The 16,932-nt window shown below is 61.3% G+C and carries 15 protein-coding genes; 7 read left to right on the top strand and 8 right to left on the bottom strand.

Annotated features, from left to right (window positions below):
* Positions 1-60: 60 nt before the first annotated feature.
* The 3 genes from IPK09_11015 to IPK09_11025 all read left to right on the top strand — a co-directional run bounded on the left by IPK09_11015 (position 61) and on the right by IPK09_11025 (position 4,841).
* The gene (locus IPK09_11015) at positions 61-1,227 is read left to right on the top strand and encodes a glycosyltransferase family 4 protein (GenBank protein MBK7984145.1); all 1,167 of its coding nucleotides are present in this window, start codon (positions 61-63) and stop codon (positions 1,225-1,227) included.
* Positions 1,228-1,388: 161 nt separating this feature from the next.
* The gene (ppk1, locus tag IPK09_11020) at positions 1,389-3,539 is read left to right on the top strand and encodes a polyphosphate kinase 1 (GenBank protein MBK7984146.1); all 2,151 of its coding nucleotides are present in this window, start codon (positions 1,389-1,391) and stop codon (positions 3,537-3,539) included.
* A 147-nt stretch (positions 3,540-3,686) separates the two neighbouring features.
* Positions 3,687-4,841, top strand: a complete 1,155-nt coding sequence (locus tag IPK09_11025; GenBank protein MBK7984147.1) for a type III PLP-dependent enzyme — start codon at positions 3,687-3,689, stop codon at positions 4,839-4,841.
* A 25-nt stretch (positions 4,842-4,866) separates the two neighbouring features.
* On the opposite strand, the gene IPK09_11030 is transcribed toward IPK09_11025, so the two are convergent.
* On the bottom strand, positions 4,867-5,400 hold the full coding sequence (locus IPK09_11030) for a YgjV family protein (protein MBK7984148.1): 534 nt from the start codon (positions 5,398-5,400) through the stop codon (positions 4,867-4,869).
* Positions 5,397-6,092 carry a CerR family C-terminal domain-containing protein gene (locus IPK09_11035; GenBank protein ID MBK7984149.1) on the bottom strand — a complete coding sequence of 232 codons (696 nt, stop codon included), beginning with the start codon at positions 6,090-6,092 and terminating at the stop codon, positions 5,397-5,399. The genes IPK09_11030 and IPK09_11035 overlap by 4 nt, the downstream gene beginning before the upstream one ends.
* Positions 6,093-6,176: 84 nt before the next feature.
* Between IPK09_11035 and IPK09_11040 the strand changes: the two genes are divergently transcribed.
* From IPK09_11040 to IPK09_11055, 4 genes are read left to right on the top strand one after another with little or no spacing between them, the layout of a single operon-like run.
* Positions 6,177-7,208: an HlyD family efflux transporter periplasmic adaptor subunit gene (locus IPK09_11040; protein MBK7984150.1), complete on the top strand. Its 1,032-nt coding sequence runs from the start codon at positions 6,177-6,179 to the stop codon at positions 7,206-7,208.
* Positions 7,205-9,043 carry an ABC transporter ATP-binding protein gene (locus IPK09_11045; protein MBK7984151.1) on the top strand — a complete coding sequence of 613 codons (1,839 nt, stop codon included), beginning with the start codon at positions 7,205-7,207 and terminating at the stop codon, positions 9,041-9,043. Before IPK09_11040 ends, IPK09_11045 begins: the two co-directional genes overlap by 4 nt.
* Positions 9,040-10,194, top strand: coding sequence for an ABC transporter permease (locus IPK09_11050; protein MBK7984152.1), 1,155 nt, complete (start codon positions 9,040-9,042; stop codon positions 10,192-10,194). The genes IPK09_11045 and IPK09_11050 overlap by 4 nt, the downstream gene beginning before the upstream one ends.
* A 16-nt stretch (positions 10,195-10,210) precedes the next feature.
* Positions 10,211-11,329, top strand: coding sequence for an ABC transporter permease (locus tag IPK09_11055; GenBank protein ID MBK7984153.1), 1,119 nt, complete (start codon positions 10,211-10,213; stop codon positions 11,327-11,329).
* A gap of 6 nt (positions 11,330-11,335) precedes the next feature.
* Here the strand turns inward: IPK09_11055 and IPK09_11060 are convergent, their stop codons facing one another.
* The 6 genes from IPK09_11060 to IPK09_11085 all read right to left on the bottom strand — a co-directional run bounded on the left by IPK09_11060 (position 11,336) and on the right by IPK09_11085 (position 16,738).
* Positions 11,336-11,839, bottom strand: coding sequence for an N-acetyltransferase (locus tag IPK09_11060; protein MBK7984154.1), 504 nt, complete (start codon positions 11,837-11,839; stop codon positions 11,336-11,338).
* A 56-nt stretch (positions 11,840-11,895) separates the two neighbouring features.
* Entirely contained in the window at positions 11,896-12,303 is a 408-nt protein-coding gene (locus IPK09_11065; GenBank protein ID MBK7984155.1) for a DUF305 domain-containing protein, read from the bottom strand.
* Between the two features lie 95 nt (positions 12,304-12,398).
* Positions 12,399-12,788, bottom strand: coding sequence for a VOC family protein (locus tag IPK09_11070; GenBank protein MBK7984156.1), 390 nt, complete (start codon positions 12,786-12,788; stop codon positions 12,399-12,401).
* 12 nt (positions 12,789-12,800) lie between these two features.
* A complete protein-coding gene (locus tag IPK09_11075; protein MBK7984157.1) occupies positions 12,801-14,147 on the bottom strand; it encodes a saccharopine dehydrogenase family protein in 1,347 nt (448 codons plus the stop codon).
* A gap of 18 nt (positions 14,148-14,165) precedes the next feature.
* Complete coding sequence (gene nspC / locus IPK09_11080) at positions 14,166-15,272, bottom strand: carboxynorspermidine decarboxylase (GenBank protein MBK7984158.1); 1,107 nt, start codon at positions 15,270-15,272, stop codon at positions 14,166-14,168.
* Between the two features lie 53 nt (positions 15,273-15,325).
* On the bottom strand, positions 15,326-16,738 hold the full coding sequence (locus IPK09_11085) for a bifunctional enoyl-CoA hydratase/phosphate acetyltransferase (GenBank protein ID MBK7984159.1): 1,413 nt from the start codon (positions 16,736-16,738) through the stop codon (positions 15,326-15,328).
* Positions 16,739-16,932 lie beyond the last annotated feature (194 nt).

The raw sequence follows: 16,932 nt of genomic DNA on the forward strand, positions 1-16,932 counted from the left end.
CGGCACGGCGTTTGCTGTTCGATGGCAGGCCTTGCGTTTGAGTTGAACGGTCGTACAGCCATGCGCGTCGCGATGTTTTCCTCGGAATCCCTACACTCCATTTGTTTGGGCGGCCTCGGCGTCCATGTGACCGAACTGGCCGCCGGCCTGTGCCGTCGGGGCCACGAGCTGCACGTGATCACCCGGCGCCAGGAAGCGCAGAGTGACTACCAATCCATCGGCGGCGTACATTATCACCGCATCGAGCACGGTCTGAGCGACAACGAGGTCGAGTGCATGGGCTTCATGTGCCAAGCCATGGCGCATCGCTTCGAGCGAATCACGGCCATGATCGGCTCATTCGACATCGCCCACGCCCACGACTGGCTGGCGACCGACGCCCTGCGCTCTATCATGGACGGCTTCGACACGCCGGGCGTGCTGACCATGCATTCCACCGAGTACGGTCGCGCCGGCAATGTGTTCCATGACGGCTTCGCCCGACAGGTGCGCGACATCGAAGCGGCCGGCTGCCACGACGCCAGCCTGGTCATTGCGGTGAGTCAGTTCCTGGCCGAGGAATTGCAACGTATTTATCGCGTTCCCATGGCGAAGGTGCGCATCGTCCCCAACGGCGTCAGCTACCAGAGTTTCGCCGGCGCGTGCGATGCGGCGCAGACCAAGGCCCGTTACGGCATCGCCCCAACGGTGCCGACCGTCTTCTCACCGGGTCGCATGACCGCGCAAAAAGGCATGGATTTGCTGGTCGAAGCCATACCGCTGATTCTAGCGTCCCATCCAGAAGCCCGCTTCATCCTCTCGGGTGAAGGCCCCGAAAAAGCCGCCATCGCGCGGCAAGCCCAGCATTTTGGCGTGGCAAGCGCCACCGTCTTGCTCGGGCGCCTGCCCTATCGGGACTATATCGATATGCTGTTCGCCTGCGACGTGGTCGCGGTGCCAAGCCGCAACGAACCCTTCGGCATCGTGGTCTTGGATGCGTGGGCCGCCGCCAAGCCGGTGGTCGTCACGACCGCGGGTGGCCCTCGGGACTTTGTCGAGCACAACACCAACGGCTTCCTGACAGAGGTCCGGCCGGACGCCTTGGCGCAGGGCATCACGGCCTTGTTAGCGGATCGCGAACATGGCCGGCTGCTCGGCGCCAACGGCCGGCGCGCGGTCGAGGAAACCTTCAACTGGGACAATGTCGCGGCCCACACCGAAGCGGTTTATCAACTTGTGGCGCGCTGATGGCGGGCGGCGACTCGGAACGACCCCGATCACCACTCGCCTCGACCGAGCCAACAACATAAAAATGTAACAAATTTTTTTCGAACTTTGCTTTGCTTGCGGGGTCAGGAACTCCCATAATGCCGCCGCACCGCCGATTGCCGCACCTTGAGGGAGCCCGCATGTCCGCCCAAACCAAAGAGACCAAGACTGGCATCAGCCTGACCCGAGTCCGCTCCAAACGCCGCAAGAAAGACCACCCGGCTTCAACCGCCGAACAGCCCCTGGCTTCTCGCGAAGGTCTGCTGGCGCACGCCTGGATCGACCGTGATTTGAGCTGGATCGATTTCAACGGCCGCGTGCTGCATGAGGCGCTGGACGAGCGCACGCCGCTGTTGGAGCGACTCAAATTTCTGGCGATCTTCACCTCGAACCTCGATGAGTTCTACATGAAGCGGGTCGGGCTGCTGTCCCAGAAGCGCCTGGCCGAAGTCCGCGAAAAAGTGCTGGCGCAACTGGAGCGACAGGCGCGCTGCTATCAGGAGCTACTCCCCCGTTTGGCCGAGCAGGGCATCTTCCTGGTCGAGTGGGAACAACTGACCGCGGCACAGCGCGAGGAGGCCGCGACCCTTTTCGACCGGGATGTCTCCCCGGCCTTGACCCCGCTCGGCATGGACCCGGCTCATCCCTTTCCCTTCATGTCGAACCTGTCGACCAACTGGGGTTTCATCCTGCGCAATCCCGAAACCGACGAATTCGTTCCGGTGCGCGTGAAAATCCCGACCGTCCTGCCCTCGTGGATCCGACTCACGGCGGAAACGGCGGCCGACCAGCATCGGTTCATCCGGCTGGAAGATCTGATCCGGCACAGCACCGACGCGCTGTTTCCCGGCATGGAACTGATCAACGCCACCTTGTTTCGCATCCTGCGCAACGCCGAGGTCGAGCTGGACGACGATGACGACGACAGCCTGCGGGAAGCGGTCGAGGAAGCGCTCCAGCAGCGCCGCTTCGAACCGGTGGTGCGTCTGGATCTGGCGCCCGACGCCCATCCGGCCCTCCGTCAGGGGCTGACGGAGCGTTTCGAACTGGACAGCGCCGAGGTCTACGAGCTGCCCGGTCTGCTCGACTACACCGGCCTGTTTCAGATCGCCAGTCTCAACGTACCCGCCTTGCGGGACCCCGAATGGAAGCCGCTGCCGCCGCTCCGTCTGCCCAACGAAGAAGTGGACATTTTCGCCGCGATTCGCGCCGGCGACCTGCTGCTGCATCACCCTTACGAATGCTTCGACACCAGCGTCGAGGACTTCATCAGCGACGCCGCCGTCGACCCGCAGACCGTGGCGATCAAGATGACCGTTTACCGGATCGGCGATGACACTCCCTTCGTGCAATCGCTGATCCGCGCCGCCGAGGCCGGCAAGCAAGTCGCCTGCGTCATCGAGCTGAAAGCCCGTTTCGACGAGGAACGCAACTTGCGTTGGGCCAAGCAGTTGGAAAAAGTCGGCGCGCATGTCACCTATGGTGTGATGGGGCTGAAAACTCACACCAAAGTGGCGCTGGTGGTGCGTAAGGAAAAAGGCGGCTTGCGCTGTTATGCCCACATCGGCACCGGCAACTACCACGTCAAGACCGCCCGGCTGTACACCGATGTCGGCTTGCTGACTTGCGACCCCGCCATCACCGCCGATGTGGTCAACCTGTTTCACTACTTGACCGGAGCGGCGCGCACCCCGCGCTATCAGAAATTGCTGATCGCGCCGACCAACATGCGCCAACACTTTCTGGACTGCATCGAGCGGGAAATCGAAAACCAGCGCGCGGGCCGGCCGGCCCGGATCGTGGCCAAGATGAACCAGGTCGAGGATTTGGAGATGGCGCGGGCGCTGTCGGCCGCCTCTCAGGCCGGCGTGCCTGTCGATTTGATCGTGCGCGGGTTCTGTTGCCTGATCGCCGGGGTAGCGGGCTGGACTGAAAACGTGCGGGTCCGCTCCATCATCGGCCGCTTTTTGGAGCATTCACGAATTTTTCACTTCGCCAACGGCCAGGAAAATCCGGTCGACGGTGAATTCATCATCGGTTCGGCCGACTGGATGAACCGCAACCTCTCCGCCCGCGTCGAAGCGGCCACGCCGGTGGCGGACCGGACCGCCCGCGAGCAGCTGTGGGAAATTTTGGAGATCTGCCTGCACGACAACCGGCAATCCTGGCTGATGCAACCGGACGGAACCTATATCCAAAGCCGGCCGGCCAAAAACGCGACCGGCCCGGCGGCCACCGGCACCCATGCGTGGCTGATGGAATTAACTCGCCAACGAACCGCCGCGATTTGATCGGAAGCGCTGGCGGCGCTATGGTGGCGGCCCGTTTTCGCCGTGCTGTCATTCATTCCGCCGCCGCGCACGCGCGCCAGGCGTTCGAACCCCGCCCGGAACTTGTTGGCAGCCGGTGGCTTTAAGGCCCATTAACCAGGACAAACCATGTATCGCAATTACTACCTTCCTGCCGATTGGGAAAAAATCATGGCCTTCTCCCGCGCTAAGGAGACGCCGTTCTTGGTGGTGCTGCTGGATAAGGTCCGGGAGAAATACCAGGAATTTCGGACGAATTTTCCCAACGCTAAAATTTACTACGCGGTCAAGGCCAACCCCGGCGTCGAATTGCTCGCCGTGTTGCGCGATGCTGGCTCGTATTTCGACATCGCGTCGATCCACGAACTGGATCGGATGCTGGATCTCAACGTCACGCCGGATCGACTGAGTTTCGGCAACACCATCAAAAAAGCCAAACACATCCGCGAAGCCTACGAAAAAGGCGTGCGCTTGTTCACCACCGACTGCGAGGCCGACATCCGCAATCTGGCCAGGGAAGCGCCGGGGTCGCGGGTGTTCTTCCGGCTGTTGATGGATGCGGTGACCTCGGACTCGGACTGGCCGCTATCGCGCAAGTTCGGCTGCCAGCCGCGCATGGCCATCGACCTGGTGGCGCTGGCGGCTCATTTGGGGTTGGAGCCTTACGGCATTTCCTTTCACGTCGGCTCGCAGCAGCGTGAGATTTCCGCCTGGGACGCGGCCATCTCACAGGTTCATGCGCTGTTTGATTCCCTAGAGAAAGATCGGCTCCCGTTAAAGGCGATGAACATGGGCGGCGGCTTTCCGGCGGATTATCTGATCAAATCCAATCCGCTCGCCATTTACGCGGAAGAAATCAACTCGTATCTCAAGACCTATTTCGGCGAGACGCCGCCGGCGATCTATCTGGAGCCGGGCCGCGGGCTGGTGGGCGATGCCGGAGTGCTGGTCAGCGAGGTGGTGCTGGTCGCCAAGAAATCGAAAACCGACCTGAAGCGCTGGGTGTACACCGATGTCGGCGTGTTCAACGGTTTGATGGAAACCATCGACGAATCGATCAAATACCCGATTTACGCCGAGAAGACCGGCGAGGAAGGCGACGTGGTGCTGGCTGGCCCGACCTGCGACAGCCTGGACATCATCTACGAGCATTTTCAATACGAGCTGCCGCTGTCGCTGGAAAGCGGCGACCGGCTGTATTGGCTGTCCACCGGCGCGTATACCACCTCCTACAGCTCCATCGAGTTCAACGGCTTCCCGCCGCTGCAAACCTATTTCCTGTAATTCTCTCGCGCCGCTACGCCGCCGTTCAAACAGCGGCGCGCTTCTGCCAGAGCCGGTAGATGGTATAGCCGTTCACGAGCAGGAAGCAGGTTTCGATCATCGCTCCGCCGATGGAGCCGATGGCGTAATTATGGATCATCCAACATACCGTGCTCAGCCAAATAATCGCCCGCATCCGAATGCCCCGCGCGCGGAACAAGGCCCACGTTCCCAAGGTGGTACCCATCACCGGCAACCATTGCACCGGTCGAGTGATGTTGGGAATACCGATCAGCCAGACCAACCCGATAAAAAACAGCATGACGGCGACATGGCGGGTGCGGGTGGATACAAACGCGCGCAAGCCGCTCAGCCAGGCTGAAAAAGCGGCGGTGCTGCCCCCCAGCAAGTAGAAATGAGCGCCGATCAAGGCGCTGAACAGCGTGAGAAACAGGCGCAAGCGGTGGTCGCTGTGCTGGAGGAAGGTCAAAATCCCGACCCCCAAGGCGACCAAACCCACCGCTTGCGCCAGCGGGTTGGCCGCGAACAGCGCCGCTAAGGCGTCCCAATGCGAAGTCATGGCGCAAGGTCGCCTTGAGCGGGATCGCCCCTCATGCCCTCCAGCCCCGCCAGAACAAAGCGCGTCAGATCGTCGGCGAGGCTGGCCGGGGCCGCCGTGCTGGGGTCGGGAAACAGCTTACCGACCACTTCGCGGGGCGCTAACAGCAAGACGAAGCTCGGCAGCATCGAAAACAACATGCCGCGCTGCACGAGAGGATGATCGGGCGGCAAGCCCATGATCTGCCGGATCAGCTCGCGCACCACCTGGGATTTGGGCAGAATCGCCCGCCGCACCAGGGCGGGCAACAGCGGCGAAGGCATCATCATTTCGCGCAAAATCACCTTCAAGCCCCAGGAAGTCTCGGGCCGCGCCGACATCACCAGCAACCGGGCGAGCACGGCCCGCAATCGCGCCCGTGGATCATCGCCGGCATGGGCCAGCCGCTCCAGCTCCTCCAGGCTGAGAATCTGGCGGTGGGCCTCGATCAACACGGCTTCATACAAGCCGTCCTTGCCGCCGAAATGGTAGTTCACCGAGGCCATGTTGACGCCGGCGCGGGTGCAGATTTCCTTGCTGGTCACCAGCGCGTAACCCCGTTCCGCGTAAAGCGGCCCGGCGGTTTCCAGGATATGCTGCCGGGTGGCGTCGCCATCCTGGCGCGGCATCCGTTCCCGCGCAACCCGCCGGGTTTTTGCGATCTCAACCTTCATGATGAAGCAGCGTACTAAAAAGGCTCCATAGTTTCAATTTCAATTTGAATTGAAATTGAAATTTGAATTTTATAAACTAGCGTCATGCTCAAGAAACTCGTTGCCTTGGCGGTTTTGCTGCTGGCGGTCGCGGGAGGGTTCGCCGCCTGGCGCTACTTCCATTCACCGACGGTCGCCCTTGATACTTTGGTTCTGTACGGCAACGTCGATATCCGCCAGGTTTCGCTGGCTTTCAACGGCAGCGACCGCATCGTCGCACTGAACGCGCAGGAAGGCGACCGCGTTGGGGCCGGTCAGGTGTTGGGCCGGCTCGACAGCCGCGCTATCGAACTGCGCGCCGCGCAGATCAAGGCCAAGCTCGAAGCCCAACAGCAGGCACTGGCGCTGCTGGAAGCCGGCAGCCGACCGGAGGAGATCGAGCGCGCCGAAGCGGCCGTCGTTTCCGCCCAAGCGGAAACAGAACTGGCGCGCAAGCAGTTCGAACGCTTGCAAGCGATCCGCCAGACCGCCGCGCCGATCAGCCAACAGGATCTGGACACCGCGCAAACCCGGCGGAAAGTGGCGCAAGCGCAGTTGGAAAGCGCCCGTAAGGCCCGCCAGTTACTGGTCGCTGGGCCGCGTAAGGAGGAAATCGCCCAGGCGCGGGCGCAACTGGCGGGCGCGCGAGCCGAGCTGGCCTCGACCGACTACCAGCTTCAGGAAACCACGCTCAAAGCGCCCATCGCGGCGGTGGTGCGCGCTCGCCTGCTGGAACCGGGCGAGATGGCTTCGCCGCAACGGCCGGTGTTCACGCTGGCCATCACCGCGCCCAAATGGGTGCGGGCCTACGTCACCGAACCGGATTTGGGGCGCATCCGCCCCGGCATGGCCGCCGGCGTGACCACCGACAGCCATCCCGCCGCGGCGCTGCCAGGCCGCGTGGGGTATATCTCCTCGGTGGCCGAATTTACCCCCAAGACGGTGCAGACCGAGGAATTGCGCACCAGCCTGGTCTATGAGGTGCGGATTCTGGTCGAGGATGCGACGGATCGCTTGCGGCTGGGGATGCCGGCGACGGTGCGGATACCGTTGGATCAAGCCGCCGGTTCGGCCAACTCCGCACTGCCCGCCCGTTGAGGAATGACGCCGTGCTGGCGCTGGAAGGGCGCGGGTTGCGCAAGCGCTTTGCGGTCAAGGAAGCGCGGCGGACCCTCCAGGCGCTGGACGGGGTGACGCTGCAAATCCCGTCCGGGTCGCTGGCGGCGCTGGTCGGGCCGGACGGCGCCGGCAAGACCACCCTGCTCCGCTTGGCCGCCGGCCTACTGCGCGCCGATGAGGGCGAATTGCGGGTGCTGGGCATCGACGCGCGGGCCGACCCGCAAGCCATCCAGAACCGGATCAGCTACATGCCGCAACGCTTCGGCCTCTACGACGATTTGAGCGTACAGGAAAATCTCGATCTCTACGCCGACCTGCACGGCGTGTCGAAAGCGGCCCGGCGCGAGCGTTACCCACGGCTGTTGGCCATGACCGACCTCGGCCGCTTCACCGCGCGTCCGGCCGGCCAACTGTCGGGCGGGATGAAGCAAAAGCTGGGGCTGGCTTGCACGCTGGTGCGCTCGCCCGATTTGCTGTTGCTGGACGAACCGACCGTGGGCGTCGATCCGCTGTCGCGGCGCGAGCTGTGGGAAATCGTCCGGCAACTGGTCGATGGCGAAAAACTCAGCGTTATCCTCAGCACCGCTTATCTGGATGAAGCCGACCGCTGCGCGCAGGTATTCGTGCTCAATGAAGGTCGTTTGCTGGCCCAAGGCGCGCCGGAGACGATTCGCGCCCACGCGCGGGGGCAAACTTTTCTGGTCGCTCCTCCCCCCGGCTGGCCGGCCCGTCGCCTGCAAGCCGCTCTGCTCGATGCGCGGGATGACACCATCGACGCCGTGCCGCAAGGCGGCGAGGTGCGCTTCATCCGGCGCTCCGCGGAGAGTGTTACGGCGCTGGCCGACCTGCTGCACGGCCAGCAACCTCAGCCGATCCCGGCGCGGCTGGAAGACGGTTTTATGGTGCTGCTGCGCCAGCAGCAGGAGCGGGAAGAGAGCGGCACGACGGCCGTTCCGCCACTCGATCCGCCCACCGCACAGTTCGCCCATCCGTCAACGAGGGCATCCGATCAGGCCGCACCGCAAACCGCCGCCGAGGTGGTGATCGAAGTGCGCGATCTGGTGCGTAAATTTGGCGATTTCACCGCTGTCGCCAGCACCAGCTTTTCGGTGCGGCGGGGCGAGATTTTCGGCTTGCTCGGCCCCAACGGCGCGGGCAAAACCACCACTTTTCGGATGTTATGCGGCTTGTTGCCCGCCACCAGCGGTTTTCTGCACGTGGCGGGCGTCGATCTGCGCCACGCCCGCGCCGAGGCACGGCGGCAAATCGGCTATGTCTCGCAAAAATTTGCCCTCTACGGCAATTTGACGGTGCGGGAAAATCTCGAATTCTTCGGCGGCGCTTACGGCTTGCGCGGCCAACAGTTGCGTGAACGGCTGCGGGAAGTGCAGCGCCAGTTTCATCTGACGGGTCATGACCATACCCCCAGCGGCCAGTTGCCGGGCGGTTTCAAACAGCGGCTGGCGATGGCGGCGGCGCTGCTGCACCAGCCGGAAATCCTGTTTTTGGATGAACCGACCAGCGGGGCCGATCCGCTGGCGCGACGCGAGTTCTGGCGGCGCATCACCGCCCTGGCCGCCAGCGGCACCACGGTCGTCATCACCACGCACTTCATGGAAGAAGCGGAATATTGCGACCGGATCGTGATTCAGGACGCCGGCAAGGTGCTGGCTCTGGGAACGCCGCAGGCCGTGCGCGCTCAGGCGGGCGATTCGCCGGAACGACGGCTGGATATGGAACAAGCATTTATCAGCATCGTCGAGCAAGCGCGCCGTCGAGACCGACCGACCCCGCAGCGGGAAATCGCGGCATGAACGCGCCACTGCGGGCCGAGCGGCGCGACACGGGATTCTGGTCGCGCCTGCTCGCATTGACCCGCAAGGAAATCCGCCAGTTGCTGCGCGACAAGAGCAATCTGGCCATCGGCGTGGTGTTGCCGATGATCCTGATTTTGCTGTTTGGCTACGGCCTGTCGATGGACGTGCGCCACGCGCCGCTGGCGGTGGTGTTGGAAGACCCGTCTCCCACCGCCGCCGACATCGTGACGGGGCTGCAACTGTCGCCCTATCTGGCGCCGGTGCTGCTCGGCTCGATGCCCGAGGCGGAGCGGTTGATGCGCGAACGCCGCGTGGATGGCATCGTCCGCGTGCCTAACGATTTTTCGCGGCGGCTGGCCGAGGGCGACGCCCGCCTGCAATTGATCGTGCACGGCACGGAAGCGGCCCGCGCCCGCATCATCCAATCCTACGCGACCGGGGCGATCCTGCAATGGGCGCAACGCCAGACCGACCGCGCCGGCAACGCCGATTCCGCCGGCGGGCCGGTGCGGGTCGATCAGCGGCTGTGGTTCAACGCCGCCAACACCAGCACCTGGTATCTGGTGCCGGGACTGATCGTGCTGGTCATGACCTTGATCGGCGCTTTTCTCACCGCGCTGGTGATGGCGCGGGAATGGGAGCGCGGCACGCTCGAAGCCTTGTTCGTGACCCCGGTGCGGCCCACCGAAATCCTGATCGCCAAGATCGTTCCCTATTTCATGGTGGGCATGATCGGGCTGGCGCTGTGCCTGCTGGCCGCCCGTTTCCTGTTCGAGGTGCCGGTGCAGGGTTCCCTGCCCTTGTTATTGCTCAGTTCGGTGCTGTATATGCTGGTTTCGCTCGGCATCGGCCTGGTGATTTCCTCCGTCACCAAGAATCAGTTCATCGCCAGCCAAATCGCCCTCATCAGCACTTTTTTGCCGTCGTTGATGCTGTCGGGATTCCTGTACGACTTGCGCAATGTGCCGGTCGCAATCAACGTGATCGGCCATATCCTGCCGGCCACGTATTACATGGAACTGTTGCGCACGCTGTTTCTGGCCGGCAACGTCTGGCCGTTGATCGTCCGAGATTGCGCGATTCTGGCGGGTTATGCGGTGCTGTTGCTGGGGCTGGCGCGCTTCGTCACCCGCAAGCGGCTGGATTGAAGGAGCGAGGCGCGACATGTTCGATTTTTTGCACCGCGTTCTCATCCTGTGTCGCAAGGAGCTGCTGGCGATTCTGAAAGACCCGTCGAGCCGGGTGATCCTGGTCGCGCCGATCATCATGCAAAGCCTGTTGTTCGGTTATGCGGCCACCTTCGATCTGAGCCATATTCCTTATGTCCTGTCCGATCGAAGCCGCGACGCCGCCTCGGCCGAATTGATCGCCAAACTCGACGGTACGGGGGTGTTCCAGCGGGTGGCCACCCCGGACCGACAACGGGACATCGCGGCGATGATCGACACTCAGCGGGCGCTGCTGGCGGTGAAGATCGGGCCGCGTTTCGAGCAACAGCTCACGGCGGGCGAACCGGTTAGCATCCAACTGCTGATCGACGCCCGCAATTCGAATACCGCCGGTTCGGCGGCGACCTATGTCAATGCGGTCATCGACCGTTACAACGCCGAACGGCGCGCCAAACAAGGCTTGGCCGGCCCGCCGCTCACCGTCGAAACCCGCGCCTGGTTCAATCCCAATCTGGAAACCCGCTGGAACATGATGCCGGGCATGATCGCGGCGCTCAGCATGGTGCAAACGCTGTTGCTGACCGCCTTGTCGGTGGCGCGCGAGCGGGAGCAAGGCACCTTCGATCAGTTGCTGGTGACGCCGCTGTCGTTGCCGGTGATCATGATCGGCAAGGCGATAGCGCCGATCCTGGTCGGGTTGGCCCAATCGACCCTGGTGTTGCTGATCACCCTGTTCTGGTTCAAGGTGCCGCTGGCCGGTTCGCTGGCCACGCTCTATCTCGGCCTGCTGTTGTTCACCACCGCCAGCGTCGGCATCGGGCTATCGGTTTCCGCGCTGTCGGCCAACATGCAGCAGGCGATGCTGTATACCTTCGTGCTGATCATGCCGATGATGCTGCTGTCGGGGCTGGCGACGCCGGTGCGCAACATGCCGGACATTTTGCAAATCGTCACCTACGCCAACCCGCTGCGCTTCGCCATCGATCTGGTGCAGCGGGTCTATCTGGAAGGGGTGGGACTGGCGACGGTCGCGCCCGATTTCGCGCCGCTGTTGGCGATCACCGCCATCACCTTGCCGTTGGCCGGCTGGTTGTTCCGCAATCGATTGGTTTGATGGCCCTTAGCGAGTGGGTGAAGCAGGCAACTGAAGCTGCCAGTACCCCACATCGAGCCAGCGGCCGAACTTGCGGCCGACCTCTGGAAAGTGGGCAACCTTCTTGAAGCCAAAACGTTCATGCAGCCTGACGCTGCTCTCGTTCGGGAGCGCGATGCAGCCCAAGACCGCATGGCAATTTTGCTTGGCCAGTTCCTCCAGCAATACCGCGTAGAGAGCTTTGCCAAAACCTCTACCCGCCAGGCCTTCCTTGAGGTAGATAGTAGCCTCAGCCGTATGCCGGTACGCCGCGCGCTCTTTCCATTTCGTTGCGTAGGCATAGCCGACGACGGCACCTTGCCCGCGGCACACCAGCCACGGGTAGCGCTGCTGGTACGTGTTTACTCTTGTGGCCATCTCACGTTCCGACAGAGGTTCTTCCTCGAACGTGATGGTCGTATTCGTGATGTAGTAGTTGTAAATCGCGCAGACCTCCGGAATATCTTCGCGATTACAGGCTCTTACTTCCACGATGGCTCCTGGTCTTACCGCTGGCGACCGGCGCCTACGGCGGCGCTTAAACCAATTTATTTGTTTTTGCTATCCATCGCTTTCAGCCAAGCTTGCATTTGCTGGATTTCGTGTTTTTGCGCCTTGATGATCCCTTGGGCCAGTTTGCGCACCTTCGGATCTTTACCGTGCTGGAGCACCACTTCCGCCATGTCGATGGCCCCTTGATGGTGCGGGATCATGCCCGCCAGAAAATCGCGGTCGGCATTGCCCGTATAAGTGATGGCCATGCCTTGATGCATCTTGCTATTGGCCGCCTCGTAAGCGGCGGTGGAAGGAGCGGCTTTAACGGCGCTAGCTTCGGTTGTGGCCGGAGCCGGCATGGAATGTCCAGCGTGGGGATCAGCGCTTTGTGCTCGAACGAGTGCGGCGCCGCTCAACAAGGCGCTGGCTAATAAAACGGCGACAGTGTTTAAACGTTTCATGGCGACTCCAAATTAATTAAAGAAAGACTCGCATGTTTGCAACGGCCGAGATATAAACCCGGCGATCTGGCAATATGCGCGGCAAGACTGTTTCCCTAGGCCGTGATCTCAACCCGATTGCCGTCAGGGTCAAGAATCACGCTTTCATAGTACCCATCTCCGGTATGGCGCGGGCCATCGAGAACCGGGAAACCGTCGTTTTTGAGCCTCTGCGTCAGTGCATCGACCTGTTGCTCCGAACCCACGGCGAGCGCGATATGGGTCAGGCCCATCCGTTGGACCCCCGGCTCGATGGCCACCGGCGCGAGCGCCGTCGTCTTCATGACCTCGATGCGAGCGCCGTCGGTAAAGCTGAGAAAACACGATTCGAAGCCTTTGGCGGAATTGACATAACCCGCCCCGGCGACAGCGCCAAAGTAAGAGACATAGAATTGCTTGCACCGTTCCAGATCGGTCGTCCACAGCGCGATGTGTTCGATGCGCACGTTCGAACCCTCTCAGCTTTTGGCCGCGGGCTTGCGCACCGCGATCATCGGATCGGCCGCCGACACCGTGACCGTCGCGGTCGATTCCGCCAGTTCCGTCGCCAAATCCCGCACCGTGCCGTTGAAGGAATCCTTACCGCCGGGTTGGATCTCCTTGATCTCGGTCGGCAAGCCGATGTTATCGAGGATGGCGAGGAACGGTTCCGGGTCGAGTTCCTCGACGTTCACCATGGTCTTGGCATCCCAATCGCCCCGCGCCACCAGCATGGCGGCCGCGACTGGCGGCACCCCCGCCGTGTAGCTGATGCCCTGCGATTCGACTTCCTCGTAGCACTTTTTGTGATCCGAGACCTGATAAATCAACACTTCCCGCGCTTTACCGTCTTTCCGGCCCTTGACGAAATCGCCGATGCAGGTCTTGCCGGTATAGCCCGGCGCGAGGGTTTGCGGGTCGGGCAGCAACGCCTTGACCACTTTCAGCGGCACCACGTCCTGACCCGTGGCCAGCGTCACCGGCAGATGCGACAAAAAGCCCAGGGTGCGCAGCACGGTAAAGACGTTGATGTAATGATCGCCAAAACCCATCCAGAACCGGATGCTGTTGGCGTCGATGTTCTTGGACAGCGAATGCAATTCATCGTGTCCGTTCAGATAAATCGGGCACGGGCCGACCACGGGGAAATCATAAACCCGCTTGACCGAATGGGTGGGATATTCCTTCCACTGGCGGTCGATCCACGTCCAGACTTTGATGAATTCGCGGAAATTGATTTCGGGATCGAAATTGGTGGCGAAATATTTGCCGTGACTACCGGCGTTGACATCCAAAATGTCGATGGTGTCGATCTGGTCGAAATAACGCTTCACCGCCAGCGCGCAATACGCATTGACCACGCCCGGATCGAAGCCCGCGCCGAGAATGGCGGTCAGCCCTTTTTCGGCGCAGCGATCCTTGCGCTTCCATTCGTAATTGGCGTACCAGGGCGGATTTTCACACACCTTGTCCGGCTCCTCGTGAATCGCCGTGTCGATATAAGCCGCCCCCGTCTCCAGGCACGCTTCCAAGATCGACATATTCAAAAACGCCTGGCCGAGATTGATGACGATTTGCGAATGGGTGTCCTTAATCAATTTCACCGTCGCCGGAATATCGAGCGCGTCGATCTGGCGCGAATACAGTTTGTATGCGGGATTCTGGATGTGCCCTTTGCGTTTGACGCTTTCGATAATGCCGTCGCATTTCGCCACGGTGCGCGACGCAATACAGATATCGCCCAGCACGTCGTTATTCATCGCGGCTTTGTGCGCGGCCACATGGGCGACCCCACCCGCCCCGATAATCAGCACGTTCTTTTTCATCCGATCATGACTCCTCATTCAGGACAGGCTGCGCTTGTAATCTTTATAACGAAATTTTCGGAGTAGTTCGACCGTTCCATCCAGCCGACGCACCGCGATGGACGGCATCGCCAAGCCGTTGAACCAGTTTTTCTTGACCATGGTGTAACCGGCGGCGTCGGCGATGCGGACTTCGCCGCCAACCTTCAATTTAGTCTTCAGCTTGTATTCTCCGAACACGTCACCGGCCAGGCAGGTGCGGCCGGCGATCATCACCCGGTAACGCCCCGGCTCGGGCGCGGCGATCCGGGGGTTGGTGCGGTAGATCAAATGATCCAGCATGTGCGCTTCCACCGAGGCATCGACGATGGCGATGTCGATTTCGTTGTGGACGACATCCAAGACGGTCGTGACCAGCTCCGCGCATTGCGTAACCGCCGCCTCGCCCGGTTCCAAATAGACCTGCACCCCGAATTTCTCGGCGAATTCTTTTAGCTTCTGGCAGAACTCATCCAGCGGATAACCCGCTTTGGTGAAATAAATACCACCGCCAAAACTGACCCAATCCAGTTTTTCCAACAACGACCCGTAGCTTTTGCCGATAGAGTCGATAGCCGTGGCAAGATTCTTATAATTATCGTTCTCGCAATTGAAATGGAACATCACCCCGCTCAACACCGGCGCAAATTTCATGATCTCGTCTTTATCGATCACGCCCAACCGCGAATATTTTCTGGCGGGATCGGCCAGATCGAAATGTGAGTAACTGGTTCCGGGATTGAGGCGCAGACCCAACCGTTTTTCGCTGACCAGCGGATAATAACGCTTCAGTTGCGACAGCGAATTGAAGATCACCTTATTGGCGAACTTTTTCACCGCTTTAACTTCTTTCTCGGAAAAACCGACGCTGTAGGCATGAACTTCCTTGCCGAACTTCTCGTAGCCGAGCCGCGCTTCATACAGCGAACTGCTGGTGGTGCCGTCCAGATACTGTCGCATCAGATCGAACACGCCCCAGGTGGAAAAGCACTTCAGCGCCAGTACCGATTTCGCCCCCGAAGCCGCGCGCACCTGCTGAATAATCTCCATATTCTTCAGCAACTTGCTTTCGTCGATCAGGTAATACGGCGTATTCAGCTTGGCCATGACGGGTTTGGTCTCGATAAGGTGGAAATGAGCGGTCTGGCAGTCGTTTTGTTCTAACCGGCCACTTTCCGAAAGGCCGCGCCTTGACGCAGCGCCTCGGCGAACAGTACGGCGACCGCGCAGGACGCCAGCCGGGCGCGGGCGCTATCGGCGCGGCTGGTCAGCACAATCGGCACGCGAGCGCCGAGCACGATCCCGGCCGCCTCGGCATCGGCCATGAAAGTCAATTGCTTGGCCAACATATTGCCGGCTTCCAGATTGGGCACCACTAGAATATCCGCCTTGCCGGCGACCGGCGAGTGGATGCCCTTGGTGCGCGCCGCCTGTTCGTCAATCGCATTGTCGAACGCCAGCGGCCCGTCCAGCACGCCGCCGGTGATTTGGCCGCGATCCGCCATCTTGCACAGCGCGCCGGCTTCCAGGGTGGAAGGAATCTTGTTGGTCACGGTCTCCACCGCCGACAGAATCGCAACTTTCGGCACCGCGATGCTGATGGCCTGCGCCAGTTCGATGGCGTTTTGGATGATGTCGCGCTTTTCTTCGAGGCTCGGCGCAATGTTGATGGCGGCGTCAGTAATGATGATCCAGCGGCTGAAGGTCGGCACCGATAGCAGAAAGCAATGGCTGATCCGCCGCTCGGTGCGCAGGCCGCCGTCTTTTTTGACCACTGCGGCCAGCAGTTCATCGGTGTGCAGGCTGCCTTTCATCAAGGTTTGCGCTTCACCGGACTGCACCATCGCCACCGCCAGCTCGGCGGAATGGTGGCTGTGCTCGGCCGGGACCAGCCGGTAAGGCGTGAGTTCGAGCTGCTCTTGCGCGGCAATCGCGCGGATCTTCGCCTCCGGGCCGATCAGGATCGGCACAATCAAATTTTGTTCGGCCGCCTCAATGGCGCCGCGCAGCGCATCGGCGCTGCATGGGTGGACGACCGCGCAAGCCAGCGCTGGCAACCTTTCGCAAGTTTCCAGCAGCTCCCCGAACCGATCTTCGTGCAGCAACTGTACTTTTGGCAATTCCTTGGTTTCATAGCGCATTTTTTCTGTTGGGGCCAGGACTTCAGCCGAGCCGCTGGCGACTGTCTCCTTGGTCGGATCGACCGCCGTGCATTCCAGCACGATGACGCCGGTTGCGGGCCGTTTTTCCTTGACCGTGGCGCGGGCGGTAATCGCCATGCCGATAGCGACCGGACGATGCAAGCGAACCTCGATGCGCCGCACCACCGACCCCAAGCCCGGCAGGCGAGTATCCGCCAGCGCGGCGAACAACAGCGCCGTCCAGCCCGTTTGTCCGCCCCCTTGGCGGAACATGGAGGTATCCGCTTGACCGGGATCCAGATCGATCAAATTGAAATCGCCGGTCATGCTCGCCAAGGCTTGGATTCCCTCCTGATCCAGCACCCGCGTCAGGCTGGCTTGATCCCCTATTTGGATTTCATCGAAGGTCTTGTTTTCGAGTATGTCATTCATGGGTGACGACCTGTCGCTCGCGGTTGGTGCGAAGTCATTTGCAGCGGAGTCGAAAAAACGAAGGCGCGATTCTAACCCGAACGAATCCGCTCAACCTATCGCGTCGGGCCAGAAAGAGCCGGATAGACTGTGAATATCTCATGACAGCTTGAAGAAAACGCTTGCTATCCGCGCGCGCGAAACTATCTTGTTGA

The organism is Candidatus Competibacteraceae bacterium, assembly GCA_016713505.1.
In the GTDB taxonomy this organism is placed as follows: domain Bacteria; phylum Pseudomonadota; class Gammaproteobacteria; order Competibacterales; family Competibacteraceae; genus Competibacter_A.

Bases quoted from the DNA above. Each gene is read 5' to 3' on its own strand.
- IPK09_11065 (MBK7984155.1), bottom strand. From the start codon at position 12,303: ATGAAACGTTTAAACACTGTCGCCGTTTTATTAGCCAGCGCCTTGTTG.
- IPK09_11025 (MBK7984147.1), top strand. From the start codon at position 3,687: ATGTATCGCAATTACTACCTTCCTGCCGATTGGGAAAAAATCATGGCC.
- ppk1 (MBK7984146.1), top strand. From the start codon at position 1,389: ATGTCCGCCCAAACCAAAGAGACCAAGACTGGCATCAGCCTGACCCGA.
- IPK09_11035 (MBK7984149.1), bottom strand. From the start codon at position 6,092: ATGAAGGTTGAGATCGCAAAAACCCGGCGGGTTGCGCGGGAACGGATG.
- IPK09_11050 (MBK7984152.1), top strand. From the start codon at position 9,040: ATGAACGCGCCACTGCGGGCCGAGCGGCGCGACACGGGATTCTGGTCG.
- IPK09_11055 (MBK7984153.1), top strand. From the start codon at position 10,211: ATGTTCGATTTTTTGCACCGCGTTCTCATCCTGTGTCGCAAGGAGCTG.
- IPK09_11015 (MBK7984145.1), top strand. From the start codon at position 61: ATGCGCGTCGCGATGTTTTCCTCGGAATCCCTACACTCCATTTGTTTG.
- nspC (MBK7984158.1), bottom strand. From the start codon at position 15,272: ATGGCCAAGCTGAATACGCCGTATTACCTGATCGACGAAAGCAAGTTG.
- IPK09_11085 (MBK7984159.1), bottom strand. From the start codon at position 16,738: ATGAATGACATACTCGAAAACAAGACCTTCGATGAAATCCAAATAGGG.
- IPK09_11030 (MBK7984148.1), bottom strand. From the start codon at position 5,400: ATGACTTCGCATTGGGACGCCTTAGCGGCGCTGTTCGCGGCCAACCCG.
- IPK09_11075 (MBK7984157.1), bottom strand. From the start codon at position 14,147: ATGAAAAAGAACGTGCTGATTATCGGGGCGGGTGGGGTCGCCCATGTG.
- IPK09_11040 (MBK7984150.1), top strand. From the start codon at position 6,177: ATGCTCAAGAAACTCGTTGCCTTGGCGGTTTTGCTGCTGGCGGTCGCG.